The organism is Methanolobus sp. WCC5, from assembly GCF_045690325.1.
Taxonomy (GTDB): Archaea; Halobacteriota; Methanosarcinia; order Methanosarcinales; family Methanosarcinaceae; genus Methanolobus.
Genome location: NZ_CP146981.1, coordinates 1,473,373 through 1,498,032 on the forward strand (window position 1 = coordinate 1,473,373; position 24,660 = coordinate 1,498,032).

The following is a 24,660-nucleotide window of genomic DNA, read 5'->3' on the forward strand; positions in this document are numbered from 1 at the left end:
TCTGCTTGGTTTTTAAAATTGCCTTCCTTATCAGACAACTTCAAGCAGATTCATTATCCCGTGACAATTACATGTTGTTGCGATGAAGAAAACCCTGTCATCAGCCGAATACTCATCATATTGTTCATTCACTGCTTTAACATACTCCAGCATAGAGAGCATATGTTCTTTGAAGTCTTCACCCTTTATTCCTCCTATGCCCGGCTTCATCTGGCAGCTTTCAAAAACCCATCCCCTGTGAAAATGCAGCAATTTCCTTACATAAGCGGTTATTGTTTCAGGTTTTTCCCTTTTGAAAGAATAGCAGTAATTCTCAGGACCCATGCAGTTATCCGGGCATATCTCACCCGTCCGTGCATACGAGAGCATTATAACCCCATCAGAAGGAGAACTGAACACCACAACATCCCCGGGTATACCTGAAAGAATATTACTGAAGTATGAGTTCAGTTCTGCATCTTGTTCATCAATATGAAGAGAAAGGATCAGTGGTTTTGAAGCTATCGGGCCCAGCATATCGATCGCCATGTTCACAACAGCGTGAGCTGGAACAGCAGGGATGATAAATTCCGGGATACCCTCATCCAGGATCTCATTTATATCACGGACATCCATGCAATGGAAATATACTTTCTCAGGAGTGTATCCGGATTCCCTGTAATCACTGATAAGCCTCAAAAGCCCTTCCCTTCCAACCACTGCCGAATTATTTGATGCTTCTGCCTTCTCATCAATATCTATTATTACCACAAAAGGAAAAGACCTCTCTTTTGCATACCTGACAAAATCAGTCCCTATCTTCCCACCGCCAAGTACGAGATAATAGCCTCCTATTATCGGCAGTGAGCCAAAAGCAGCCATTCTCCGGTCAATAAGGGAAAGATGATGATCGTTCACAATAATAGAAGGGATGGTCAACATATATAGACCTATTTTCCCATAATATTTTGGGAATGGGGACCATAAGAAAATCAGGATTACAAGAAAAAAGAAGGAAGAAAAAAGGAGAAAATAAACTAAGGTTCACTCCTTCTTTTCCTTTGCCTCATCTATCTTCCTCCTGATGTCATCCTGTGCTTTCTTCAGCTGAGGTTTAGCCTTCTCATAACCTTCCTTAGTCTGATTTGCAGCGAATTCAGCACCCTTTGCAGTATATTCAGCAGCCTTCTTTCCAGCCTGTTTTATGGCGGGCATTCCCTTCTCATTGAACTCCTTTGAGCCTTTCCTGATTAGTTCCTGTGCCCTGTCCTGTGCTTTTCCCATATCTACCGAACCAGCAACATTCCCGGCTTTCTTCAGGAACAATACACCTGCACCGGCGACAATACCAATTATGAGCACAGGCAACATCCACCACAATGACAGACCTTTTCCATCATCAAGGTCAGGGTCATCTGATATCTTCACATCTATATCCTGACCCCTGTCACCTTCATAAGCATACACAGGCTCAGTGTCCTTATAGACAACATAGTCCAGGTCCCCGGTTACACCGGTGCTCTTCAGTGAGAACTCATGTTTATCAAAATACTCACCCGGATCTTCCAGTTTGCTTATTAGCTCATAGTTGCTGATAGAGTAGACACTATCTGCTGTGTACTCAACAGAAAAAGGCTCTATACTTATCTCTGCTGCAACATGTCCGGGCAGAGGCTGCAGATAAAGCAGGCCATCCCTCAGGTCCACCACATACTCATAATCCTCACCGTAGCCAGGTTCCAGGTAATTCACTTTGATAAGATACTGTTTTACCTCATCTTCCCTGACCTTTAGATATGCACCATCAAGCCGCACAGCAGAACTTCTGTTGGGCCTATCATAATTAGCAGCTTTTCCGATGACCATACCTTTCCCGTATTGGATCTCCCTGGTCGTATTCAGGCATCCCAGGTCGAAGAAGAATTCTCCTGCATCATACCTACTATTATCGTTAGCATCCCTGAAGCCTTCAAAAGAATCTCTCTTACCGTTACCTACCTTTGTATCAGCAAAGAATCCGTGTTCGATGAACAAAGCATCTATCTCTGCTGCCTTGCTTGGATTTGCCTCCTTGAAGGCCACATAATAGTCATAGAAATCATTTCTCTGAACCTTCAGCACAGACCAGATATTGTAAAGGGACATGGTTAAAGAATCGCCTTTTTCATTGTCCTTATCGTACATGTCCCAGAGAAGTGAGGCAACTGCGAATTCTTCTGCATAACCTTTATTGTCCCATGGACGATAATTGTTCTCAAGACTTCCAAAAGACGAATAGATGTCTGATTGGGTATAGACGTCTGATTTGGTCTTTCCGTCTGCCGGATTGCTGTCCCCGTACTTATCAGATATTACAAGGGCCATGAACTCGGCAAATCCTTCTTCATAGGAGTCACCTGTGTTCGGATTAAGGAAACCATCGTGATTCCTGTTGCCGGGAACCATGCTGCCGTTGGTCCAGCCACCATATGTTGCATACATCAGATGATGCGCAAACTCATGGTACTCACGGTTCTTAGGCCTGTTGGAATTCGAGTATCCTGCATCATTGCTTGAAATGAGGATCCTGGACTGGTCAGGTGAATATAGGGTCTGCTGATCATTATTACCCACAAGCACTTCCACAGGCAGCTTGTAGTCAATATCCGCATCAAGCTCCACAAGACAGAAATCCACAGCTTCAGCGGTATGGGCATATATCACAGACAGGCTCTTCATATCACTAATATAGCCAGTGCTGCTTCTTTTTTTAGGATCGGGAGAGCCGTCAAGCCTGATAGGCGCCTCAACATTCTTCTGGTCGATAATAGCAAATTTCTGGTGGTACCAGACCAAATTATACGTGTTTCTGTCAAGATCATAGACTTTGAAATAATTCTTATCATCTCTTTCATAGGAAAAAACAACCCAGAGATCAAGCTTTACATCATTCTCTTTCTCATCCAGTTCTATTGAGAGCGGGATCTGGAAATCCCCGTCAGCATCTGCCCTTCCTTTAAATGTCTGCCCTTTTACCTTCGCCTGAACCTCCACATACGACATAGGATTACCATCTGCATCAGCTGCGTATCCTGTGACATAAAGGGTCTTTGGACCTGAGAGCGGAAGGTTTGTCTCAAGCACAGAAGGATATGTAGCACTACCCGCTTCCAGAGGTGTATACTTCTGGCTGAGAACTATTTTGTGACATTCCTCTTCGGTTTCCCTGATAGCACCTTCAATTTCAGAATCTTTTACTCTCATCTTTTTCATGATATTTCCATGATACATTAGAAAATCATTGATGAGAACGGCATAGTTGTAATTGATAATGATTTCATATACATAGTATGTCTCATTCGTGTCCCAGTTTTTATGTTTCACCTTGTAATCCTCATACCAGCCTATACGGTAATAGCCTGTTGAGGAACCTCCCTGTCCGAAGGAGCCATAGTCATAACCAGATATTTTCGAATTTTCGGGAGGATTTGTCATGTCTTCTTTACTGAAATATCTGCCAACAAGATAATCATCATGTGTCTGATAGCTGGACTCCCGGCTAAAACTTCCCCTGTAAAATTTGGTGGTTGCATAATAATCACTGTCAACATAATACCTGAATACAGGGGTAAAAGTGACCTTATCCCAGTGGTCAGTCTCAAATCTGCTGGTTTCCGTCTGCGGCAAATGCGACGTCTGAACTGAGAAGCTTACAGGAGATGCATATATCGCCTTTGAAACTTTGACTATGTCCTCATGATAAGTGCCCCATTCAGGATACTTATTCCGCATTTCCTCAACATCAGCCATGAAACGAAAGCTTAAGGTTGATTCCACATCACCTTCACGAAAACCAGAGAACATTACAGCATCAAACACTATTTCCTCCTCACCTGCATATTCAATCGAGGAAGGACTGTGTATATCGCCCATTCTCCTTAGCTGGAGTCTGCCTCCTTTTGTCGTGACATCTATGGTTCTGGTAAGATCCCTTACCAGGGGATCATCAATAACAAGTTTCACCTGAAACATCTCACCTGATACGACATTATCAGGCATCTCTATCCTGACACTGTCGGCTGCACAAGCCAGCGGACTTATCAGAACAAGTACCATTATAGCAAGAATATATGTTTTCAATATACCACCCTTACAGGAATTGTTTTCCATTTACAAGAAAAAGAGATGATATTTAAATATGTGCTAATCTCTGCATAATTGCATAAGACAGGTAACAAATACTGTGAAACTGCGATGAGATGAAAAACAGGTATTTCAACCAGAATGAATACCTGCTCCAGTCATCCCTCACATGAATATCATTTTACACGATTGCCATATATCTTCTGTAGATGGCCTTTTGGGTCAAAATCGGTTTTCAATTTCATTTTACCCGAATCAGACTGTATAGTGACCTCCCAGCTATTAGAGGAAGAAGAATTGTCATCGTCATAAGTTGTCTTTTTCTTTACTTTAATGGAACTAATTCCTGCATTGGGAATAGCGAAATTTGCCGGGCTTTCTGCGAGTACAGCCTGTGCACTCATTCCTGCATACCTTTCAGCATACCTGAAAGAACCTTTTATCTGCGCACCCCACTGCCCGAAGAAACCTTTTCCCTCTGCTTTTGCCTGGTCACGGGACTCCTGGACAACCTGCTTCATGATATCACTGGTCACCTTTGCAAATATTGTTGCATCAGGGGTTGCAACCAGTGTGAAAGTATCGTATGACAGACCTAACATTTTACTCTTTTTCATATTCGGAACAATACCTATTATTTCATCTTCCATAGAAAACCTCCTCAACATCCAATTGGTGTTATGACACTATGCACCTTAGCAATCACAGATGATGATAAATAAAAATAGATACATAAATATATAAGGATTGTTATCTGCTTTTTCCAAGATCCTAGCCCCGGATGTCCCAAAAACGACAATGCAAAACATTATTATCTTTGACTTATTTGCAGGGAAGTATTAAATCAGAAAAAAATCAGAAACATCAGAATAAACAAAAACCGTGGTATAGCCGGATGTACAACGTTACCGAAAAAAAAGCGGATTGCTTTGACTCACTTATACAAATGGAGAACATAGTTGTCCGTAAAAACGACAACGTGATCCTTGACTCGATATCCTTCAGCATTAAAAGAGGAGAGAATATTGCCATAGTCGGACCCAATGGTTCAGGCAAGTCATCTATCATCAGGACCATAACAGGAGACTACAGACCCATTGCAGGAACAGAGAAGATGGTATTCAGGATACTTGGAAAGGAACGATGGAACCTGGCTGACCTTAAGGCCCTGCTTGGAATTGTTTCAGGGGACCTTCAATTCGAGTATACAAGGGATATAACTGTTATCGATGTCGTACTCTCAGGTTTTTTCAGCAGTATCGGGATATATCCCAACCTTCGTATAAGGCCTTACATGCTTAAGAGAACTGCAGAGATAATCAGGTTCCTGGAGATAGAACACCTTGCAGACAGGAACATATCGCAGATCTCAACAGGCGAAGCAAGAAGAGTACTTATCGGCAGGGCACTGGTACATGACCCCATGATACTCGTACTTGATGAACCCACCAACAGCCTTGACATGAGAAGCAAACATAAGTTCAGGGAAACCGTAAGCAAAATAGCCACATCCGGAAAGAGCATAATCCTTGTGACCCACGACCTTGAGGATATCGTCCCTGAAATAAACCGTGCGGTCCTTCTGAAGGATGGAAGGATATTTGCAGACGGAGAGATTGAGGATATACTTACTGCCGGGAAACTAACGGAGTTATTTGGCATTGCGGTGGAGGTTGGTAAGGACAGGGGATATTATCATGCCTGGTGCTAAGGACATTCCATTTTTTTAAACTATCAGATTGAAATCTTATGTAAAATATGCAATTCATAAAACAATACAAAAACACACACGCTAAATATTATCAGACTTAGATATATATTCACAAATTATAATAACTTGTATTTCATTGCTTATTATTGATTGAAATATATTTACTTTACTTCGTAGGGTAGAAAACTAAACTATGTATTTTGGATGCGAACTTATGAATGAGAATAGAGATCTTAATCCAGGAACCGTAATGTTAATTGAGATTGTGGGGGCAGTGTTTTGTCTGTTAGGATTAGGCTGGATATACTCCGGTAAAGGAGTGATCGGAATTATATTACTTATTAGTTATTGGATATTATTATTTGTGGAGGTCTTTATTATCATTCCTCTGGCAGGAGTGGTTACTCTGGGATTGGGGCTTGTTTTTTATTTTTTCATCCCTATCCAAAACATAATCGTTGGTGCAATTTCAGGTTTAATTGTGAAAGGGAATATGGAGTAAATACTTATTCTAAAAAACACAACTTTTAAGGTTTATACCCTTACATCCGCAAACGAAAAAATAAAAAGACTGCACATCTCTTTTAGTATATGCATTCAAATATAATTGGCTCATATGCTAGTCCTAAAACGAAATACTCACTAAAACTCGCAAATATTACAACTTTTACACGGATGATACCATGAGGGAATTTATCGACCAGCTCAGGAAGAACGGGAAGCTTACAGGGATCACTGAACCTGTTTCAAAGGTGTTCGAGGCACCACGCATTGCAAAAAGGACACCCGGACCGGTGATGTTCCATGACATTGACGGGAACAGGGCCATCATGAACGTGCTTGGTTCAAGGGAAGAACTTGCAACAATGTTCGGTGTGGACAAGGACAAGATAATCAGGAGGCTCTCAGAGGTATCGCCTGATGGCGAGGTGGTGGTTGTAAAGGATTCTCCCACAATGGAGGTCATCGAGGATGATGTGGATCTTACAAAACTGCCGATAATGACCCATTTTGAGAAGGATGCAGGACCTTATATCACAGCCGGGGTTGTTGTCACTGAATATGAAGGCGTGATGAACGCAGCAATCCACAGGCTCCTTGTAGTTGACAGGACAAGGCTTGCAGCACGTCTTGTGGCACCAAGGCACAGCTACGTCATGCACAGGAAAGCATCGGAGAAAGGAGAGAAACTGCCAATCGCCATAGTGATAGGAGCAGATCCCACCGTAACTTTCGCATCCACCACACGTGTGCCCGCCGGAAAGGAATTCAATTATGCAGCAGCCCTTATGGGTAAGCCTCTTGAGGTCTTTGAATGCAGCAACGGAATCAAAGTACCCCACGCAGAGATAGTCCTTGAAGGTTACATCGACCCGGTTGAGAGAGTTGATGAAGGACCATTCGTGGACATCACAGGCACCTACGACCTCGTGAGAAAGGAACCTGTCATACACATCACAAGGATACTACATCGCAAGGACCCGATCTATCACGGGATCTTACCTGCAGGTCCTGAGCACCTCCTCATGATGGGAGTACCCTACGAGCCACGGATATTCAACGCTGTGAGCGAGGTCACAACAGTCAAGAATGTGGTTCTCACAGAAGGCGGATGCTGTTATCTACATGCAGTAGTGCAGATAGAGAAGCAGACCGAAGGCGACGGTAAGAACGCCATCATGGCAGCTTTTGCAGCCCACACAAGCCTGAAACATGTGGTAGTTGTGGATGAGGACATAGATATCTTTGACCTGCATGATGTGGAATTTGCGATTGCCACCAGGGTGAAGGGTGACATGGATATCATGATAATACCAAATGTAAGGGGAAGCTCACTTGACCCCAGGGGGTCACCGGACGGAACCACTACAAAAGTAGGTATCGATGCAACAAAGGTTCTGAAAGAAGCTGAGAACTTCGAACGTGCAAAAATGCCTGAGTGAATCTAGAGTGAATCTAAATAGATAAAAAAGATTAAGAAGAGCGACGGGATGAAGATGTACCTTACACCTGAAGAAGAAAAGACACTTGATGGTGAATATGGCAGGAGCCTGCAGAAGGCAATAGAGATACTTGTTGCACTTGGTGATATCTACGGTGCTGACAGGCTCATACCCGTGAAAAGTGCACAGATTGCCGGTGTTTCCTACAAGACCATAGGCGATGCGGGACTGGAATGGATAAGCGACCTTAAAGGAGAGGTGAAGATACCTTCTGTGCTAAATCCTGCCGGCATGGACATCGCAAGATGGGAGGAGATGGGTATAGATCCTGTTTTTGCGAAGAAGCAACAGGAGATCATAGAAGCTTATGCCAGGCTTGGCATCCAGACCAAATGTACATGCACTCCATACTATCTGGAGGGATTTGACATCAGAATGGATGACCATATCGCCTGGAGCGAGTCCTCTGCCGTGTCTTATGCCAACTCTGTCATCGGTGCCAGGACTAATCGTGAAGGCGGCCCCTCAGCACTGGCTGCGGCACTGGTAGGAAAAACCGCGAATTACGGATATCATCTTGACCAGATGAGAGAGCCTGTCATTGCCGTAGAAATAGACTGCCATCTGGAAGGGGCGGATTACGGTGCCCTGGGATACCTTGCAGGGAAGGATATCGGAAGCCGGGTACCCATATTCTACATGAAGGACATGCCTTCCAAAGATGAGATGAAATCCCTTGGTGCTGCAATGGCTGCCTCGGGTGCTGTGGCCCTTTATCACATTGAAGGTGTGACACCTGAAGCTGTCAGGAACAAATTTGCAAGACCTGAAGAGGTGATAACAGTTGAAAGAAAACAGATAGACGATGTCTATGAGACAAATAAGGACATGGCTGCTACAGAGATCATAACGGTAGGCTGTCCTCACTGTTCACCCAAAGAGCTGGAAGAGATCGCAGAGCTTGTAGATGGAAAAAAGCTCATCAAGGAGATGTGGGTATGTACTGCAAGGGAAGTTGCGCAGAGGCATCCGGATCTTGTACAGAAGATCGAGAAAAGCGGGGCAAAGATCGTGTGTGACACCTGTATGGTGGTATCACCTGCGGCCAACAGGTATTCTTCCATGACCGTTAATTCGGGAAAGGCGCTTGCATATGTTCCGAGCATGTGTAAGGTAGCGGCCAGGTATGCAAGTATCACAGAATGCATAAAAGAGGCAGGTGTTCTGGATGAGAATTAATTGCAGGACAATATCCAGAGGTGTTGCAGAGGGAGAAGTGCTTCTTACCCATGACCCAATATCATTCCTTGGCAACGTTGATCCTGAAACCGGCATTGTTGCGGAACCTCAGCATGAGCTTTACGGACAGTCCATAGGAGGGAAGATCCTTGTTTTCCCACATGGGAAAGGATCAACAGTAGGTTCTTATGTCATCTACCAGCTTTTCAAGAACAATGTAGCTCCTGCTGCAATGATAAATCTGGAATCAGAGCCCATTGTAGCTGTGGGAGCGATAATATCAGGAATCCCGCTTGTTGACAGGCTTGAGAAGGACCCCTTCGGATTGCTGAAGAATGGAGACAGGGTTGTTGTAAACAGTACCGATGCCTTTGTCATGATCAAGAAATGAATAGAGACTGATCCATGGATGTCTGCTTTCGCTGGAACAGGAAGAACACTTACAGCCTTGCAGCGCTGGCTCCCCTTGTGCCCGGAGCTTTGAGGGTCAAAGAACCGCATGATGGAATAATGATATATAGCTTTGCTACCCGGCAGGCTGACCAGGTTTTCAGGGAAGTGAAGAAGGCAGAGACAGACACTGTTTTCATAGCAGGCGGCCCTCATCCCACGGGTGCTGCGGATGAGACGCTTGAATATTTTGACTATGCCGTCATAGGTGAGGGAGAAGAGACCTTACCTGAACTTATAGGGACCATCATTGCAGGAAAAGATGTTTCCGGTGTGAAAGGTATCGCCTATAGGAACAGGAACGGAAAAACTGTCATGACAGAAAAAAGAGGGTTTGTTGATCTTGACAAATATCCCTGTTTTGACCCGGATGTGGTGATGGCCCCTCTTGAGATAAGCCGGGGCTGTCCTTTCAGGTGCAAATACTGCCAGACACCGCGCATCTTCGGGAATAGGATGAGGCACAGAAGTCTGGATTCCATCATGAGGTTTGTGAAATATTATAAAGATCTGAGATTTACGTCATCCAATGCACTGGCCTACGGCAGCGACGGGATACACCCAAGACCTGATAAGGTTGAAAAACTGCTTTCAAGCATCCATGAACAAGGGAGCAGGAACATCTTCTTTGGCACGTTCCCATCGGAGATCAGGCCGGAATTCGTTACTGATGAATCTCTTGAACTTATCACAAAATACTGCACCAATACAAAAGTGAGCCTCGGTGCACAGTCCGGGAGTGACCGTATCCTCAGAGAGATACTCAGGGGGCACACGGTCGATGATGTTGTGCAAAGCCTTGAACTCACTTTTAGTCACGGCATCACACCGGTAGTGGATTTTATGGTGGGTTTCCCTGATGAGACAGAAGAGGAACAGGATATGAGCCTGGAGCTTATCAGATGGATATGCAAAAAAGGCGGCCATGTACATTCACATTATCTGACACCTCTGCCGGGGACGCCCTATGAGGGTATCATCCCCTCACCTGTCAGTGAACGATATAGGAAAATCATGGGCAGGATGGCATTGAAGGGTAAGGTTACGGGATCCTGGGAGTAAAAAGCCCGCATCATCGATCCAGATCATCATAGGTCCTTTTGAAAATATAAGCCGATAAGGCCACAAAAAAAGCAAAGGCACACGAAGTTGCAAAGACCATCTGCATACCATTGTACAACAGCACCACAGCAAGTATAAGCGGGGCTGCGGTCTGTCCGGCGTATTTCATTATATTGAACACTGATACGATACCCCCCATCATTCCAGGAGGAGCTACCTGGGTCGCCAGGGTGTTAAGCTGGGGTTGCACCATTCCAAAACCTGCCCCGAATATGAATATCAGTCCGAGTACCTGCCAGAGCGAATCCGCAAGTATCAGGCCACCAAGTGCAATGCCTGTTATGGCAAATCCTGCCATGAGAAGTTTTGCTTTGCCATATCTTGCTGAGAATGACCTTGCCCTGGATGCAATCGTTGCCATTGCCATTCCTTCAAGACCAAGGGCAAGACCTGCCTCTGCCGCAGTAAAACCGAAATTGTCCTTGAGGATAAAAGGAACATAGATAACCATGGTGTACAGCAGGAAGAATATGGCAAAGCTCAACATGATGGTGTAAAGGACACGGAAACTGGCAAGAGCAGTTATGACCGATTTTCCCCCTTTGTTCCTGTTCTCGGGGGGATTGGTTTCAGGCAGGGCGAATAATACGATTATAGCAAGAGGTATGGAAAGACCATAGAAGAGGAAAGGGACATTCCATCCGTAAGTGGCAAGAAAACCACCGATCAGCGGAGCAGATACGGCACCAATGCCAGTGGTCATGCTCATCTTTCCCATGGCATTGACCCTTTCAAGACCAGCATATAGTTCCCCTATCATTGTCATGGCTATTGGCAGCATTCCTGCAATACCTATGCCCTGGATGAACCTCAAAGCCAGCAGAGTATTCATATCAGTAGAGAAATAACAGGCTACACCTGCCATTCCATTTATCAGGAGACAGGGAACGAGTATGCTTTTGCGCCCCACTTTATCGGTGATGAAACTCACCAATATCATCGAGAGAGCTGTTGAGAAAGTATACATCCCGAGGATCAGCCCTACGGCCTCTCTTGAAGTATTCAGAGGCTCCACCATGAAAGGAAGCACCGGGCCCAGCAGGGCTCCGGCTGACATTGCAAAGAATGCCACAAGGCAGATAAGGGGAAGAACGGCTTTTCCTTTCATTTTACCAGACACCCGATTTCAAATGTTTCCTGTTCAAAATTAAAGTTGATGAACAAATTAACCGGAATGAATTTTGAAACTATCCATGTTTGCAGACCTTACTTACAGACCCTGTGTTCTGTGAATTCCCCATTCAGGTATACGAATACTGTTACCTGTTCACCTTTGTTGAACTTTCTCATTTCCCTGTCATATACACCCTGTACATGTTTCAGGCCATTCTTTTGGAAATGGGTCTCTGCCTTTTTGAAGAAATCCTTAACCTGCGTTAGATAGCTCACTTCGTAGGATTTGACCTGCCTGGCTATTTTTTCTGCCTCTTCATCATCTATTTCTTCATGGTAACAACCATGGAGGTCCAGTCCGGCTATCTGACGCCAGGCGATATTTCCCTCCTCATCCGGTTCCCGGTGCAACATAAAGGGATAAAGCCTGCATATCATAGGACGCTGCCCGTATATGGTGCATCTTTTATCCCGGAGGAAAATACAGGACCCATCACCCTTAGTCCTGAGCGCATAGCCGGATACGTAAAAGCGCCCATACTGGTCACAAAGCTCATAATATGGTGCAGGCTCCATACAATGACTGTCAGATCCCATTAGTCTGGTCGCATCAGCGTTGAGCAGGAAGACATGGTCATTGAACTGCCGTGTGCAGCACCGCGCACAGAGATCACATGCAAATCCAATATCTTTAATTATACAGACCAGGTCTTCCATGGGATAATCCTGCACACCTTTAAGTTCCTGGTTTGCTGTTTGAAGCTGTTTTTCTATTACCGGAATAAACTCGATCAACTCCTGTTGTAATGAATTTGATATTCTTTCGTATTTAAAAGCAATTTTGGTCCGGTTTTCCCGCAAAGTTTAATAATGAGCATTACGTCTAGAAGTAAACTCAAGGACTGGAACCATATATCCAGGTTAAACTTAAGATTTATGATCAAATTATAATTAATCAATATTCAAGAGGATCTATTATGGGTAAAACAGGCAGCATTGAATGGGTAAAGATTAAAGGACGCAAAGGAAGGACTATCAAGGTACAGAAGTCCAAGGAATTGAAGGCACATCCGGGACCTGCACAGCGCTATACTTCAACCGGCGCGAAGAGAAGGTTCCTTCGCAGGTCACCAAAAGCACTCGTAAAGTGAGTTAACCACTTTACACCAATACTTTTTTCATTCATTTATCTTCTATCATTTATCTTCGATCGGTTCAAGCCTTTAGCTTACTTTTTCTTCATGCAGGCGGGGTTACATCCGATACGCTTATATAGAACTACAAACATTAAAAAACGACCTGAAAACAAATGTCATTCTAATTTCATACACACAGGAGGATAGACAATTATGGCAGGACAGATGGCTGGACAGCCAATTTTCATATTAAGAGAAGGAAGCCAGAGAACCAGAGGCAGAGACGCACAGAGCAACAACATCATGGCTGCAAAGGCAGTCGCTGAAGCTGTCAGGACAACACTTGGCCCGAAAGGAATGGACAAGATGCTTGTAGACAGTCTCGGAGATGTGGTCATCACAAACGATGGTGCAACCATCCTTAAAGAGATGGATATCGAGCACCCTGCAGCAAAGATGATCGTGGAAGTATCCAAGACCCAGGATGACGAGGTCGGTGACGGAACAACCACTGCCGCGGTAATCGCCGGTGAACTGCTCAAGAAGGCAGAAGAGCTTATAGAACAGGATGTACACCCAACCATAATTGCATCCGGTTACAGGATGGCTTCCCAGAAAGCCGGAGAGATTATCAAAACACTGGCAAAATCAGTCACCCGGGAAAACAGGGATATACTGATCAACATCTCCGGAACCGCAATGACAGGAAAGGGTGCAGAGGCAACAAAGGAAGTCCTTGCAAACATCTCGGTTGATGCCATTACAAGCATTGTTGATGAAGACAACAGAGTTGACATGGAAAACATCAAGATCGAGAAGAAGGTCGGTGCACGTATAGCGGATTCCGAACTTATCAAAGGCATGATCATTGATAAGGAACGTGTTCACACCAACATGCCAAAGAAGGTCCAGAATGCAAAGATCGCACTGCTCAACACGGCAATCGAACTTAAAGACACCGAAGTTGATGCTGAGATATCCATTACATCCCCCGAGCAGCTCCAGTCATTCCTTGACCAGGAAGAGAAGATGATCAAAGACCTTGTGGAAAAGGTCGTTAACAGTGGTGCAAATGTTGTATTCTGCCAGAAGGGAATCGATGACATGGCACAGCACTATCTTGCAAAGGCAGGAGTATTTGCTATCAGGCGTGTCAAGAAGAGCGACATGCAGAAACTTGCAAGAGCAACCGGTGGAAAGCTTGTCACAAACGTCGATGAGATAGCAGAAGCAGACCTTGGTAAGGCAGACATTGTGGAAGAGAAGAAGATCGGTGGCGATCCTATGACCTTCGTGACAGGTTGTGTGAATCCAAAGGCAGTCTCCATCCTCCTCCGTGGCGGTACTGAGCACGTCATAGACAACATCGAGAGAGCACTTAACGACTCACTCCGCGTGGTCGGTGTAGCTATCGAGGATGAGAAGCTCGTAGCTGGTGGCGGATCCCCTGAAGTGGAGGTTGCACTGAGACTCCAGGAATACGCAGCAACCCTCAGCGGAAGGGAACAGCTTGCAGTCAAAGCATTTGCAGAAGCCCTGGAAGTAATCCCAAGGACACTGGCAGAGAACGCAGGTCTTGACCCCATAGACATGCTCATGGAACTGCGTGCACACCACGAGAAAGGCATGAAGACAGCAGGTCTTAACGTCTACGAAGGAAAGGTTATCGACATGTGGGAAGCAGGCGTAGTAGAGCCACTCAGGGTAAAGACCCAGGCAATCAACGCAGCTGCTGAGTCCGCAGTCATGATCCTCAGGATCGATGACATCATCGCATCCAAGCAGGGACCAGCCGGACCTTCTGCAGAAGATATGGTACCAGGCGGTATGCCCCCAGGAATGATGGGCGGCATGGATATGTAAATATCCTCTAAAACAAGAAATATAGATCTAAACTCGTTTGCGCAGGTTCATCAGAATTCTGCGCAAAACTGATTTTTTTTACTAAATTCAATCGGTTTTTACCACTTTTTTAGTACATTTATTGTAAATATTAATTTTTCATCTGTGTGGCTTAAATGAACTTGTGATCATTTGTCTGCCACTGAAGTACAATAAACAGCAGAATATAGAGATAATTAATAGCTGTAAGTTTAGAAATCACTTAACAATATGTTAATATACAGAAACAACGTTACTGTAATATGTGCATACGGCAATAATCAAAGATATAGCAACAGTACAGACAGGATACTCATTCAGATCCAGGCTTGAGGCATCTGAAAACGGGAATGTTGCAGTCATCCAGATGAAAGACCTGCTTGATGACAACAGAGTGGATTGCAGCAGATTAATAGAAATCGACATGCATACCCTAAAAGAGCAACATTTTGCCAGAATAGGAGATCTTGTGTTCAGATCAAGGGGCCAGGCAAATACTTCTGCAATTATCCTGCAAAATCCTGGAAAAGCTATAATTGCTGCACCTCTTCTAAGAATTAGAATTAAAAATCCTGAAAATGTTTTACCCGAATACCTGAACTGGTACATCAGCCAGGCAGATGCACAGCGCTATCTGACCTCCGTGCAGGCAGGAACATCAGTTAACATGATAAGGAGTACACAACTGGAACAGATGCCTGTACACCTGCCTTCTTTGAAAATGCAAAAAAGCATAGTCGAGCTGGCAGCATTATCTGCCAGGGAGCAGATGATATTGAGCGCACTGGCTGAAAAGCGAGAAAGATACATTTCAACACTGTTAGTGCAGCTTGCAAAAGAGGATAAAAATGATGAAGAAAGTTGACCAGAAAGATATCAACAATGCCGCCTGGGCGGCGTGCGATACGTTCAGGGGAATTGTTGATCCGGCACAATACAAGGACTACATTCTTGTTATGCTGTTCCTGAAATACATATCCGATGTGTGGCAGGACCATTACGAATCATACCAGAAGCAATACGGAGATGATGATGAGCGCATAAGACGCAAGCTGGAACGTGAGCGTTTTGTCCTTCCGGTTGTCAGATTAGCCAAAACCGATGAGAAAACAGGCGAAGAAAACGTATTGGATGAGTTCCCTGCCACCTACTACAGCCTTTATGACCGCAGGGCTGCCGCCAACATTGGCGAACTTATCAATATCGTGCTCGACCATATTGAAGAGTCGAACAAGAACAAGCTTGAAGGGGTTTTCCGAAATATTGACTTTAACAGCGAAGCCAACCTTGGAAAAACTAAGGACAGGAACAGACGTCTGAAGCAGCTTCTGGAGGATTTCCACAAGCCACAACTGAATATGAAGCCAAGCCTGGTTTTGGAGGATCTTATAGGGAATACCTACATATACCTGATAGAGCGATTTGCTTCGGATTCCGGCAAGAAGGCCGGGGAGTTCTTCACCCCGCCGAAGGTCACAGAACTTGTTGCCAGGCTTGCCAGGCCAAAACCAGGGGATCGTATATGCGACCCTGCATGTGGCTCAGGAGGGCTTCTGATCCAGGCTGCCAGACAGACGGATAGTCGTGATTTTGCTCTTTTCGGTCAGGAATCCAATGGCAGTACGTGGGCACTGTGCCGGATGAATATGTTCCTGCACAGTTTTGATAGTGCCCGCATTGAGTGGTGAGATACGCTGAACAGCCCGCTTCTGGTTGAGGACGACCGTCTGATGAAGTTCAATTGTGTTGTTGCAAATCCTCCGTTCTCGCTGGACAAATGGGGTGCCGAAAATGCTGAAAGCGACCGGTATAACCGTTTCTGGCGTGGCGTCCCTCCGAAAAGCAAGGGAGACTGGGCATTCATCAGCCACATGGTTGAGGTCGCACTGGAAAAGGACGGACGTGTGGCTGTGGTTGTACCCCACGGAGTTCTTTTCAGGGGAGCCAGGGAAGGCCAGATCCGCCGGAAGATGATCGAGGAGAACCTGCTTGACGCGGTTATCGGCCTGCCTGGAAACCTGTTCCCCACCACCAATATCCCCGTAGCCATCCTGGTATTTGACCGCTCGCGGGAAAAAGAAGGAGCCAGGGAGGACTGCAGGGATGTCCTTTTCATCGATGCCAGCCGGGAATTCAGGTCCGGGAAGAACCAGAACACGCTTTCTGACGAGCAACTGGAAAAGATCATGGCAGTATATAACTCCAGAGAGGATGTGGAAAAATATGCCCGTGTGGCTGACTTTAGAGAGATAAAGGAGAATGATTTCAACCTTAATATCCCCCGGTATGTGGACACGTTCGAAGAGGAAGAGGAGATCGACATCGATGCCGTGCAGCAGGAGATCGATGAGCTGGAAAAGGAGCTGGCAGAGGTCCGGGTGAAGATGGCCGAGAAGCTGAAGGAGATTCAGCGATGAGCGAGAGTAGTAAAAAATTAATACGCAACAGCACTGCGGAATTTCTCATCTTTACAGGGCAGGCTGGCGAACAGAGCATTGAAGTGAGATACGAAGATGAGACTATCTGGCTATCCCAGAAAATGATGGCAACTTTGTTTGAAGTGAGTATCAAAACAATAAGTGAGCATTTGATAAATTGCTACAAACAGTCTGAGATTAATAAAAATGAAACCATCCGGAAATTCCAGATAGTTCAAACTGAAGGTTCAAGAGAAGTCAAAAGATCGGTCGATTTTTACAATCTTGACGCTATAATTTCTGTAGGATACAGGGTTAATTCGATACGTGCAACACAGTTTCGTCAATGGGCTACGAGAGTTTTGCACGACTTTGCCATCAAGGGCTATGTGCTGGATAAAAAGCGTATGGAAAATGGTCCCTTCCTTAACGAGGATTATTTTGAGCATCTTCTTGAGGAAATTCGAGAGATCAGACTCAGTGAGCGCAGGTTTTACCAGAAAATTACAGATATTTACGCCACCAGTGTGGACTACAATAAGAATGCACCTACAACTAAGGCATTTTTTGCAAGAGTACAGAACAAGTTGCATTTTGCCATACATGGATACACAGCAGCCGAACTTATTGCGGAGAGAGCAGACAGTACTAAAACGAACATGGGGCTTAGTACCTGGGAAAATGCACCGGATGGTAAGATATTAAAGAGCGATGTTTCTGTTGCCAAAAATTATCTTGCAAAAGGTGAACTGGAATCATTAGGACGTATCGTTAACGCCTATCTGGATCTGGCGGAGGAAAGGGCACGAAGAAGAATACCAATGACAATGGAAGATTGGGCTAAACGTCTGGATAAGTTCCTTGAGTTTGATGATCGGGATGTTCTTCAAGACTGTGGAAAAATTACTGCCGGTGCCGCTAAAGAATATGCTGAAAGCGAGTTCCAGAAATACCGCATTGTGCAGGATCGGATGTTTGAATCTGATTTTGACAGAATGATCAAGGATTTGCCAAAGAATCCACAGAATGAGGAATAACAGGTACGGAAGATGTAATAAAATTTCCTCAAACAAAATCACAAAATCCGGAATTGGAATCATGAGTCAGAATCAGATCATCGTTCCACTGGCACGACAATTAAACTGGTCGCATTTTCCGGCGACAATCGCCCAGAGAAGCGAGTCCGCCAGAATAGCCCCCAAACAGTATGAAGTTAATGATAATGGAACTATATGGAAATTCCTAATAGTTCAGTCAGATAAGGCACAGCAAGCAAAGAGTTTGATAGAACCATTTTGCTGGCATCAGCAATATGGTTTTGAGTGGATTCTTCCGCTGAATAAAGAAATCACCCCCGAAGTTTTAAGGATGATTCAGATAATCACCGAAGAAATGTCACGAATTGATATCATGACCGCTCTTGGCCTGAAAGACGAAAAACACTTCAGGGAAAATTACCAGCAGATTGGAATCGCCACAGGTGTAATTGAGATGACCGTCCCCGATAAACCCAAAAGCAGTAAGCAGAAATATCGACTGACCAATGCCGGAAAGAATCTTTTGAAAGGAGTGAAATACGAATGAACAGGGATGGATAACGATTCTTCGGAAAATTGGAGGTGGAAGGATGAGTAACTTATCTAAAGCTGCTATGGCATGTGAAAACGCCGGTAATGATATTACAAACCATTTTCGTGACGGCACGAAATTGGTCAGGACAGGACCAGATACAAATAATTACCTCAGACAGAAAGAATTTCACCCAGAGGAGGAACTGGAAAAAGTGCAAGTCAAAGTCACCCACAAAATTCAGGAGAGGCTATTATGAAAGTTCCTGAGAAGTGGAGGAAAAAGACTATAGATAATCTTTTTGTTTTTACCAATGGTACTGGTTTTAAAGCATCCGATTGGTCAAAAGAAGGCCTGCCGATAATTCGAATTCAGAATATGAATGGGAGTAGTGAGTATAACTACTATAATGGGCAAATCGAGGAAAAGTGGCTGGTGAATCCTGGGCAACTGCTATTTGCATGGGCAGGAACAAGAGGAGTTTCTTTCGGACCCCACATTTGGAAGGGTCCTAAAGGTGTGCTCAATCAGCATATTTACAAATTAGAGCCTAAAATTGATGGTGATCGAAGATGGCTCTACTATGCACTTATAAAAGTAACAGACACAATTGAGAGGAAAGCTCACGGATTTAAGTCTACATTACTACATGTTCAGAAATCAGACATTACAAATCAAGTAGTTGTAGTTCCCCCACTCCCCGAGCAAAAAGCCATTGCCGACCTGCTCTCCACTTGGGATGAGGCCATCGAGAAGACTGAAAGGCTGATTCAGGCGAGGGAGAAGCGATTAAGGCAAATGTCGAGATGGTTACTTTTCGGGCACAAAAGACTGGAAAACAAACAAAACGAATTGGTTGACGGGCACTTTTTTAGATATCCTTCTGACTGGGAACTAGTCAAAATTGGTAAAGTCGCGAAGGAAGTTTCTTTAAGAAACGGAGAATCCGAAAAGCCGGTATTGTCATGCTCTAAATATGATGGATTTGTCAACTCACTAGATTACTTTGGAAAACAAGTTTTCAGCAGTGACACATCGAACTACAAAGTTATTAAAAAGGGTCAATTTGGCTACCCTTCAAATCATGTTGAAGAAGGATCGATAGGTCTTCTTGAACACTGTGAAATAGGCATTGTCAGTCCAATCTATGTGGTGTTTGAAGCCACAAAAGATAAGGTGTATTCACCTTATTTGTTCAAGCTTCTTAAGACAGACATATATAGGCATATCTTTCAGGTCAGCACAAGTTCATCTGTTGATCGGCGGGGCAGTCTTCGATGGAGTGATTTCTCAAAAATCAAAGTGCTTCTGCCACCTCCCCATGAACAAAAACAAATCACAGAAACCTTATCCGCTGCCCAACATGAAATTGGACTGCTCAAACAGCTTGCCGAGAAATACAAAACCCAGAAACGTGGCCTCATGCAGAAAATGCTTACGGGCGAGTGGCGGGTGAAGGAAGAGATAATCAGCCAATATTGCGAGGCGTGACCATGGCAAGGAGAAGGCTGAATTCCCTGGAAAAGGCGGAGCTGATCGCCCTGGTGAAGGGCATGATGGAGCTGTCTGTTGACAATAAGCTCTTTGTCAGGTCGGCGCTTGCAGACGCCGAAGATATTGAAGTTGATAAGTATAAGAGGAAAATATCCCGCGCCCTGAGCTACAATATGCGGGGAACGAAAGACTGGGATCTTAAAGAGGCGGGGCGCATTCTCCGGTATCTTGAAAAGGCAACCGGTGATCCGATGATCAGGGCTGACGTTTATGTGCATACGATGGTGCAGGGGCACAGGATTACTGATGAACTTGGAGACATCGACCAGAAATACTATCACACAATGGAAGATTTCTATGAGGATGCTGCAAAATGGGTCATTGCTGCGGAAAAACAGGGACACGACATTGCACTTCTGAAGGAAAGCCTGCATGAGGTCATGTTAAAGGCAAAGAATGTTGGCTGGGGATATGGCGACGAGCTGTCATACCTCTGGTCAGAATATTTCGGAGACAACAACGCAGAAGAATAAGGAGGAAAAACATGGACACATTCGAGACAAGTGAAAAGACCCTTTCACAGATCCCGGCAGTACAGCTTCTCATAAATCTGGGTTATGAATATCTGAGTCCGGGCGAGGCGCTGAAGGAAAGGCAGGGTCGCACGTCCAATGTACTCCTTGAGAACATTCTGCGCAGCCAGCTTAAGAAGATTAACCGTATCCAGTACAGGGCAAATGTGTACCTGTTCAGCGAGGAGAACATCCAGTCGGCCATGGAGAAGCTGAAGAACATCAGGTATGACGGACTGCTGAAGACCAATGAAGCGGCATATGATCTCCTGACCCTTGGGACTGCAATGGAGCAGACCGTTGAAGGCAACTCCAGGAGCTTCAACCTGAACTACATCGACTGGCGAAGCCCTGAGAAGAACAGTTTCCATGTAACCGTTGAGTATAGTGTCCAGCGTTCCAGAAGCACCGAAACTGTCCGACCGGACATCGTGCTGTTTGTCAACGGCATTCCCTTTTGTGTAATTGAGTGCAAGGCTCCACAGGTGGATATCGGGCAGGCAGTATCACAGTCCATCAGGAACCAGAACGATGAACACATTCCCAGACTCTTCACATACACACAATTGCTACTTGCCATAAACAAGAACAGTGCTATGTACGCAACAGTCGGAAGTCCCACAAAGTTCTGGAGCATCTGGAAAGAAAAACAGACGCAATCCGGGACCCCGGAGTTTGAAGAACTACAGGAACTGGTCAACAGGCCGCTGGAAAAAGACATAATTTCAAAAATTGTATCCACCCTCGGTGCAGACCCCGGAATACTTGAAAATGAACGCCTGGTCACCGAACAGGACAGGTCGATATATTCACTATGCCGTCCTGAAAGGTTGCTGGAGCTGGCATGGAAATCCACCGTCTTTGATGCAGGCATCAAGAAAATCGCCAGGTATCAGCAATATTTAGTAACAAGATCAACTCTCAGGCGCATAAAACAATTCAACGAAGACGGATCACGCAAAGGAGGAATCATCTGGCACACACAGGGATCAGGCAAATCACTGACAATGGTCATGCTGGCAAGAACCCTTGCCCTTGACCCCGAAATAGTAAATCCCAGGATAGTGCTGGTAACAGACAGGGACGATCTGGATAAGCAGCTTGGCAACACATTTGCAGCCTGCGGTCTTGAAGTCGAACGTGCCACCTCCGGGCGCAACCTTCTGGAACTTATCACTGAAAAACAGTCATGCATCATAACCACCCTGATCCACAAATTTGACAAAGCCTATGCCGCCGGGAAATATCAGGACGACTCGCCCGACATCTTCGTGCTGGTAGATGAAAGTCACCGCACCCAGTTCGGATCATTCTCCGCCCGCATGAGGCAGATGTTCCCCAACGCCTGCTACCTGGGATTCACAGGAACCCCCCTGATGAAAAAGGAAAAGAACAGCTTCACCAAATTCGGCGGACTGCTTGAACCCCATTACTCCATAACACAGGCCGTCGAGGATGGGGCAGTTGTACCACTCCTTTATGAAGGAAGGCATGTGGAAATGACCCAGAACCAGGCAGCAGTCGATCTCTGGTTCGAGCGGCATACCCAGGGACTTACCGACCAGCAGAAAGCCGACCTCAAACGCAAATATGCCAGAGCCGAAATGCTGAACAAAGCCGATCAGGTCATCTACATGAGAGCATTTGACATCAGTGAGCACTATCGTGAAAACTGGCAGGGAACCGGATTCAAGGCCCAGATCGTAGCTCCAAGTAAACCTGCCGCCCTGAAATACCACAATTACCTGAACGAAATTGGCACGGTTTCATCTGAAGTCGTCATTTCCCCGCCGGATATGCGTGAAAGCTATGATGAGACCGATGACGAAGCAACCGACGAGGTTGTCAAATTCTGGCAAAGGATGATGAGACGTTATGGCAGCGAGGAAGAATACACAAAACAACTCATCAACCAGTTCAAACACGGCAGCGATCCGGAAATACTGATAGTGGTCAGCAAACTCCTGACAGGATTTGACGCGCCGAAGAACACCGTATTGTACCTGTGCAGGGTTTTGCGGGAGCACACCCTGCTTCAGGCCATTGCAAGGGTTAACCGTATTCACGAAGGCAAAGAATTCGGATTCATCGTAGATTACGCAAGCATTCTGGGAGAGCTGGACAAAGCCCTGACCATGTACAGCGCATTTGAAGGCTTCGACGAGCCAGACCTTGCAGGCACACTCGGTTCGATAAACAGGGAAATCGAAAAACTGCCCGGCAGATACTCTGATCTCTGGGACCTCTTCAAAACAGTAAAACATACCTATGACGAGGAAGAATACGAAATTCTACTGGCAGACGAGCAGCTCAGGGAGGAATTCTACGCCCGTCTTTTTGAGTATTCCAGAAACCTCGCAATTGCCCTGTCTTCCGACCGCTTCCTGTCAGAAACCGATGAAAAAACACTATCCAGGTACAAAGCCGACCTCAGAAAGTTCCAGTCTCTTAAAAACTCTGTTAAACTGCGATATGCAGAGGCAATCGATTACAGGGATTATGAGCCAAAGATCAGGAAACTTCTGGACACACACATACAGGCGGATGAAGTGATTCGGCTCAACGAGCCGGTTAATATCTTCGATGATAAAATGTTCGATCAGGTAAAAGAAGAACACGGGATATACGAAACAAAAAATACCGCTGCATCCAGAGCCGATACCATAGCGCATGCCACCAGAAAAGTGATCATTGAGAAAATGGATACTGACCCTGCATTCTATGAAAAGTTCTCAAAGCTCATTCAGCAGGCAATCGAAGATTTCAGGGCAAAGAGACTCTCAGACCTGGAATATCTGAACAGGGTCACGGATATCAGGAACAAGGTTGCCGGGAAAGTACATGATGAAGTACCGGCCCAGCTTACTGATAATGAAGATGCCATGGCTTACTACGGGGTCATCGGACCATTTATTAAAAACCATGGACTGGACGGCAATGAGCTTGAAGAAATTGTCGCCGATACTGCCGTAGCCGTTCATTCAATTGTTGAAAAACACAGAAAGGTCAATTTCTGGGATGATGAGGATGCCCAAAATCAGACAGCGAACGAAATTGACGACTATCTGTACGATGAACTGAAAAATGCAAAGAATATCGACCTGTCAAGCGAGCAAATGGACAGGATCATTGAAAAGGTCCTGACGGTTGCAAAACACAGGAGTTACAGATGACGGGGGAAAAAAAATATGAAAAAAGGTCATTTATCTATGGTCAGAAAACAATTGAATACCAGCTCTTATATGCCAGAAGAAAAACACTGGAAATTGCAGTTCATCCGGACACTACAATAATCGTTAAAGCACCTGTTGATTCTGATGTTTCACTAATTGAAAAGAAGATGCATAAAAGAGCACGGTGGATCTTAAAACAGGTTGATTATTTCCGACAATTCACTCCAAAAACACCTGAAAGACTTTACATTAGTGGAGAGACACATCTGTATCTTGGAAAACAATATCGCTTAAAAGTTACCAGTGGACAGAAAAACAGCGTCAAACTGTCTGGAGGAGTGTTTCATGTCAGCTGCCAGGATGAGCCTGGGCCTGAAGTAGTAAAAAAACTTATGAAAAAATGGTATATAGAGAAGGCAAATATTCAATTTTCCGAAAGTTTTGATAGATGCTGGCCAAAGTTTAGTTCTCTGGGATTCGGTAAACCTTCAATTTCTGTAAAATGCATGAAAAAAAGATGGGGCAGCCTGTCTGAAAAAGGTACAATGATACTGAATACGGAACTGGTCAAAGCCCCTAAAGAATGCATTGATTATGTTGTTATCCATGAGCTCTGCCATTTAAAATATCATGATCATAGCCCCGAATATTACAGAATGCTTGACTCCTTGATCCCGGGGTGGGAAAAAATAAAGCATAAACTCGAACTCAGTATGGTTTAAGAAGAATCCCGGCGAAT

Annotated in this window: 21 protein-coding genes and 1 pseudogene; 17 read left to right on the forward strand and 5 right to left on the reverse strand. The window is 44.9% G+C overall.

All coding sequences use genetic code 11. From position 1 onward, the window contains the following. Positions 1 to 30: 30 nt before the first annotated feature. From V7O64_RS06980 to V7O64_RS06990, 3 genes are all read right to left on the reverse strand, one after another. A complete protein-coding gene (locus V7O64_RS06980) occupies positions 31 to 897 on the reverse strand; it encodes a hypothetical protein (RefSeq protein ID WP_407354714.1) in 867 nt (288 codons plus the stop codon). A 126-nt stretch (positions 898 to 1,023) separates the two neighbouring features. Next, entirely contained in the window at positions 1,024 to 4,098 is a 3,075-nt protein-coding gene (locus V7O64_RS06985; protein WP_407354715.1) for a hypothetical protein, read from the reverse strand. Positions 4,099 to 4,277: 179 nt separating this feature from the next. After that, positions 4,278 to 4,751, reverse strand: coding sequence for a hypothetical protein (locus tag V7O64_RS06990; RefSeq protein ID WP_407354716.1), 474 nt, complete (start codon positions 4,749 to 4,751; stop codon positions 4,278 to 4,280). A 296-nt stretch (positions 4,752 to 5,047) separates the two neighbouring features. Here V7O64_RS06990 and V7O64_RS06995 point away from each other — a divergent pair, with 296 nt between their 5' ends. The 6 genes from V7O64_RS06995 to V7O64_RS07020 all read left to right on the forward strand — a co-directional run bounded on the left by V7O64_RS06995 (position 5,048) and on the right by V7O64_RS07020 (position 10,506). Beyond that, entirely contained in the window at positions 5,048 to 5,812 is a 765-nt protein-coding gene (locus tag V7O64_RS06995; protein WP_407354717.1) for an ABC transporter ATP-binding protein, read from the forward strand. A 214-nt stretch (positions 5,813 to 6,026) separates the two neighbouring features. Beyond that, on the forward strand, positions 6,027 to 6,314 hold the full coding sequence (locus V7O64_RS07000) for a hypothetical protein (RefSeq protein WP_407354718.1): 288 nt from the start codon (positions 6,027 to 6,029) through the stop codon (positions 6,312 to 6,314). 181 nt (positions 6,315 to 6,495) lie between these two features. Beyond that, positions 6,496 to 7,755, forward strand: a complete 1,260-nt coding sequence (locus V7O64_RS07005; protein WP_407354719.1) for a UbiD family decarboxylase — start codon at positions 6,496 to 6,498, stop codon at positions 7,753 to 7,755. Between the two features lie 54 nt (positions 7,756 to 7,809). Continuing rightward, complete coding sequence (locus tag V7O64_RS07010) at positions 7,810 to 8,994, forward strand: aconitase X (protein ID WP_407357286.1); 1,185 nt, start codon at positions 7,810 to 7,812, stop codon at positions 8,992 to 8,994. Then, positions 8,984 to 9,385: a DUF126 domain-containing protein gene (locus V7O64_RS07015; protein ID WP_407354720.1), complete on the forward strand. Its 402-nt coding sequence runs from the start codon at positions 8,984 to 8,986 to the stop codon at positions 9,383 to 9,385. Before V7O64_RS07010 ends, V7O64_RS07015 begins: the two co-directional genes overlap by 11 nt. Positions 9,386 to 9,399: 14 nt before the next feature. After that, entirely contained in the window at positions 9,400 to 10,506 is a 1,107-nt protein-coding gene (locus V7O64_RS07020) for a TIGR04013 family B12-binding domain/radical SAM domain-containing protein (RefSeq protein ID WP_407354721.1), read from the forward strand. Positions 10,507 to 10,516: 10 nt separating this feature from the next. On the opposite strand, the gene V7O64_RS07025 is transcribed toward V7O64_RS07020, so the two are convergent. Then, on the reverse strand, positions 10,517 to 11,674 hold the full coding sequence (locus V7O64_RS07025) for an MFS transporter (protein WP_407354722.1): 1,158 nt from the start codon (positions 11,672 to 11,674) through the stop codon (positions 10,517 to 10,519). A 98-nt stretch (positions 11,675 to 11,772) separates the two neighbouring features. Then, a complete protein-coding gene (locus tag V7O64_RS07030; RefSeq protein ID WP_407354723.1) occupies positions 11,773 to 12,474 on the reverse strand; it encodes a YkgJ family cysteine cluster protein in 702 nt (233 codons plus the stop codon). A gap of 182 nt (positions 12,475 to 12,656) precedes the next feature. On the opposite strand from V7O64_RS07030, the gene V7O64_RS07035 reads away from it, so the two are divergent. From V7O64_RS07035 to V7O64_RS07085, 11 genes and pseudogenes are all read left to right on the forward strand, one after another. Further along, positions 12,657 to 12,830 (forward strand): DUF5350 domain-containing protein, encoded by a 174-nt coding sequence (locus V7O64_RS07035; RefSeq protein WP_407354724.1) that lies wholly within the window; start codon positions 12,657 to 12,659, stop codon positions 12,828 to 12,830. Positions 12,831 to 13,028: 198 nt separating this feature from the next. Next, the gene (gene thsA, locus V7O64_RS07040) at positions 13,029 to 14,678 is read left to right on the forward strand and encodes a thermosome subunit alpha (RefSeq protein WP_407354725.1); all 1,650 of its coding nucleotides are present in this window, start codon (positions 13,029 to 13,031) and stop codon (positions 14,676 to 14,678) included. Positions 14,679 to 14,961: 283 nt separating this feature from the next. Further along, positions 14,962 to 15,561: a restriction endonuclease subunit S gene (locus tag V7O64_RS07045; protein WP_407354726.1), complete on the forward strand. Its 600-nt coding sequence runs from the start codon at positions 14,962 to 14,964 to the stop codon at positions 15,559 to 15,561. Beyond that, positions 15,548 to 17,113: pseudogene (locus V7O64_RS07050) on the forward strand (type I restriction-modification system subunit M). The gene V7O64_RS07045 and the pseudogene V7O64_RS07050 overlap by 14 nt, the downstream one beginning before the upstream one ends. Further along, positions 17,110 to 18,150 (forward strand): virulence RhuM family protein, encoded by a 1,041-nt coding sequence (locus V7O64_RS07055; RefSeq protein WP_407354727.1) that lies wholly within the window; start codon positions 17,110 to 17,112, stop codon positions 18,148 to 18,150. The pseudogene V7O64_RS07050 and the gene V7O64_RS07055 overlap by 4 nt, the downstream one beginning before the upstream one ends. Continuing rightward, positions 18,140 to 18,697 carry a Fic family protein gene (locus V7O64_RS07060; RefSeq protein WP_407354728.1) on the forward strand — a complete coding sequence of 186 codons (558 nt, stop codon included), beginning with the start codon at positions 18,140 to 18,142 and terminating at the stop codon, positions 18,695 to 18,697. The genes V7O64_RS07055 and V7O64_RS07060 overlap by 11 nt, the downstream gene beginning before the upstream one ends. 43 nt (positions 18,698 to 18,740) lie before the next feature. Further along, entirely contained in the window at positions 18,741 to 18,941 is a 201-nt protein-coding gene (locus V7O64_RS07065; RefSeq protein ID WP_407354729.1) for a hypothetical protein, read from the forward strand. Next, positions 18,938 to 20,173: a restriction endonuclease subunit S gene (locus tag V7O64_RS07070; protein ID WP_407354730.1), complete on the forward strand. Its 1,236-nt coding sequence runs from the start codon at positions 18,938 to 18,940 to the stop codon at positions 20,171 to 20,173. The genes V7O64_RS07065 and V7O64_RS07070 overlap by 4 nt, the downstream gene beginning before the upstream one ends. Positions 20,174 to 20,175: 2 nt before the next feature. Continuing rightward, positions 20,176 to 20,709 (forward strand): hypothetical protein, encoded by a 534-nt coding sequence (locus V7O64_RS07075; protein WP_407354731.1) that lies wholly within the window; start codon positions 20,176 to 20,178, stop codon positions 20,707 to 20,709. An 11-nt stretch (positions 20,710 to 20,720) separates the two neighbouring features. Continuing rightward, complete coding sequence (locus V7O64_RS07080; protein WP_407354732.1) at positions 20,721 to 23,921, forward strand: type I restriction endonuclease subunit R; 3,201 nt, start codon at positions 20,721 to 20,723, stop codon at positions 23,919 to 23,921. Beyond that, the gene (locus V7O64_RS07085; protein WP_407354733.1) at positions 23,918 to 24,643 is read left to right on the forward strand and encodes a M48 family metallopeptidase; all 726 of its coding nucleotides are present in this window, start codon (positions 23,918 to 23,920) and stop codon (positions 24,641 to 24,643) included. The genes V7O64_RS07080 and V7O64_RS07085 overlap by 4 nt, the downstream gene beginning before the upstream one ends. Positions 24,644 to 24,660: the final 17 nt, after the last annotated feature.

Excerpts from the sequence above, each read along its gene's own strand:
- V7O64_RS06990 (WP_407354716.1), bottom strand. The coding sequence starts at position 4,751 with ATGGAAGATGAAATAATAGGTATTGTTCCGAATATGAAAAAGAGTAAA.
- V7O64_RS06995 (WP_407354717.1), top strand. The coding sequence starts at position 5,048 with ATGGAGAACATAGTTGTCCGTAAAAACGACAACGTGATCCTTGACTCG.
- V7O64_RS07000 (WP_407354718.1), top strand. The coding sequence starts at position 6,027 with ATGAATGAGAATAGAGATCTTAATCCAGGAACCGTAATGTTAATTGAG.
- V7O64_RS07005 (WP_407354719.1), top strand. The coding sequence starts at position 6,496 with ATGAGGGAATTTATCGACCAGCTCAGGAAGAACGGGAAGCTTACAGGG.
- V7O64_RS07010 (WP_407357286.1), top strand. The coding sequence starts at position 7,810 with ATGTACCTTACACCTGAAGAAGAAAAGACACTTGATGGTGAATATGGC.
- V7O64_RS07015 (WP_407354720.1), top strand. The coding sequence starts at position 8,984 with ATGAGAATTAATTGCAGGACAATATCCAGAGGTGTTGCAGAGGGAGAA.
- V7O64_RS07020 (WP_407354721.1), top strand. The coding sequence starts at position 9,400 with ATGGATGTCTGCTTTCGCTGGAACAGGAAGAACACTTACAGCCTTGCA.
- V7O64_RS07025 (WP_407354722.1), bottom strand. The coding sequence starts at position 11,674 with ATGAAAGGAAAAGCCGTTCTTCCCCTTATCTGCCTTGTGGCATTCTTT.
- V7O64_RS07035 (WP_407354724.1), top strand. The coding sequence starts at position 12,657 with ATGGGTAAAACAGGCAGCATTGAATGGGTAAAGATTAAAGGACGCAAA.
- thsA (WP_407354725.1), top strand. The coding sequence starts at position 13,029 with ATGGCAGGACAGATGGCTGGACAGCCAATTTTCATATTAAGAGAAGGA.
- V7O64_RS07055 (WP_407354727.1), top strand. The coding sequence starts at position 17,110 with ATGAGCGAGAGTAGTAAAAAATTAATACGCAACAGCACTGCGGAATTT.
- V7O64_RS07060 (WP_407354728.1), top strand. The coding sequence starts at position 18,140 with ATGAGGAATAACAGGTACGGAAGATGTAATAAAATTTCCTCAAACAAA.
- V7O64_RS07065 (WP_407354729.1), top strand. The coding sequence starts at position 18,741 with ATGAGTAACTTATCTAAAGCTGCTATGGCATGTGAAAACGCCGGTAAT.
- V7O64_RS07070 (WP_407354730.1), top strand. The coding sequence starts at position 18,938 with ATGAAAGTTCCTGAGAAGTGGAGGAAAAAGACTATAGATAATCTTTTT.
- V7O64_RS07075 (WP_407354731.1), top strand. The coding sequence starts at position 20,176 with ATGGCAAGGAGAAGGCTGAATTCCCTGGAAAAGGCGGAGCTGATCGCC.
- V7O64_RS07080 (WP_407354732.1), top strand. The coding sequence starts at position 20,721 with ATGGACACATTCGAGACAAGTGAAAAGACCCTTTCACAGATCCCGGCA.
- V7O64_RS07085 (WP_407354733.1), top strand. The coding sequence starts at position 23,918 with ATGACGGGGGAAAAAAAATATGAAAAAAGGTCATTTATCTATGGTCAG.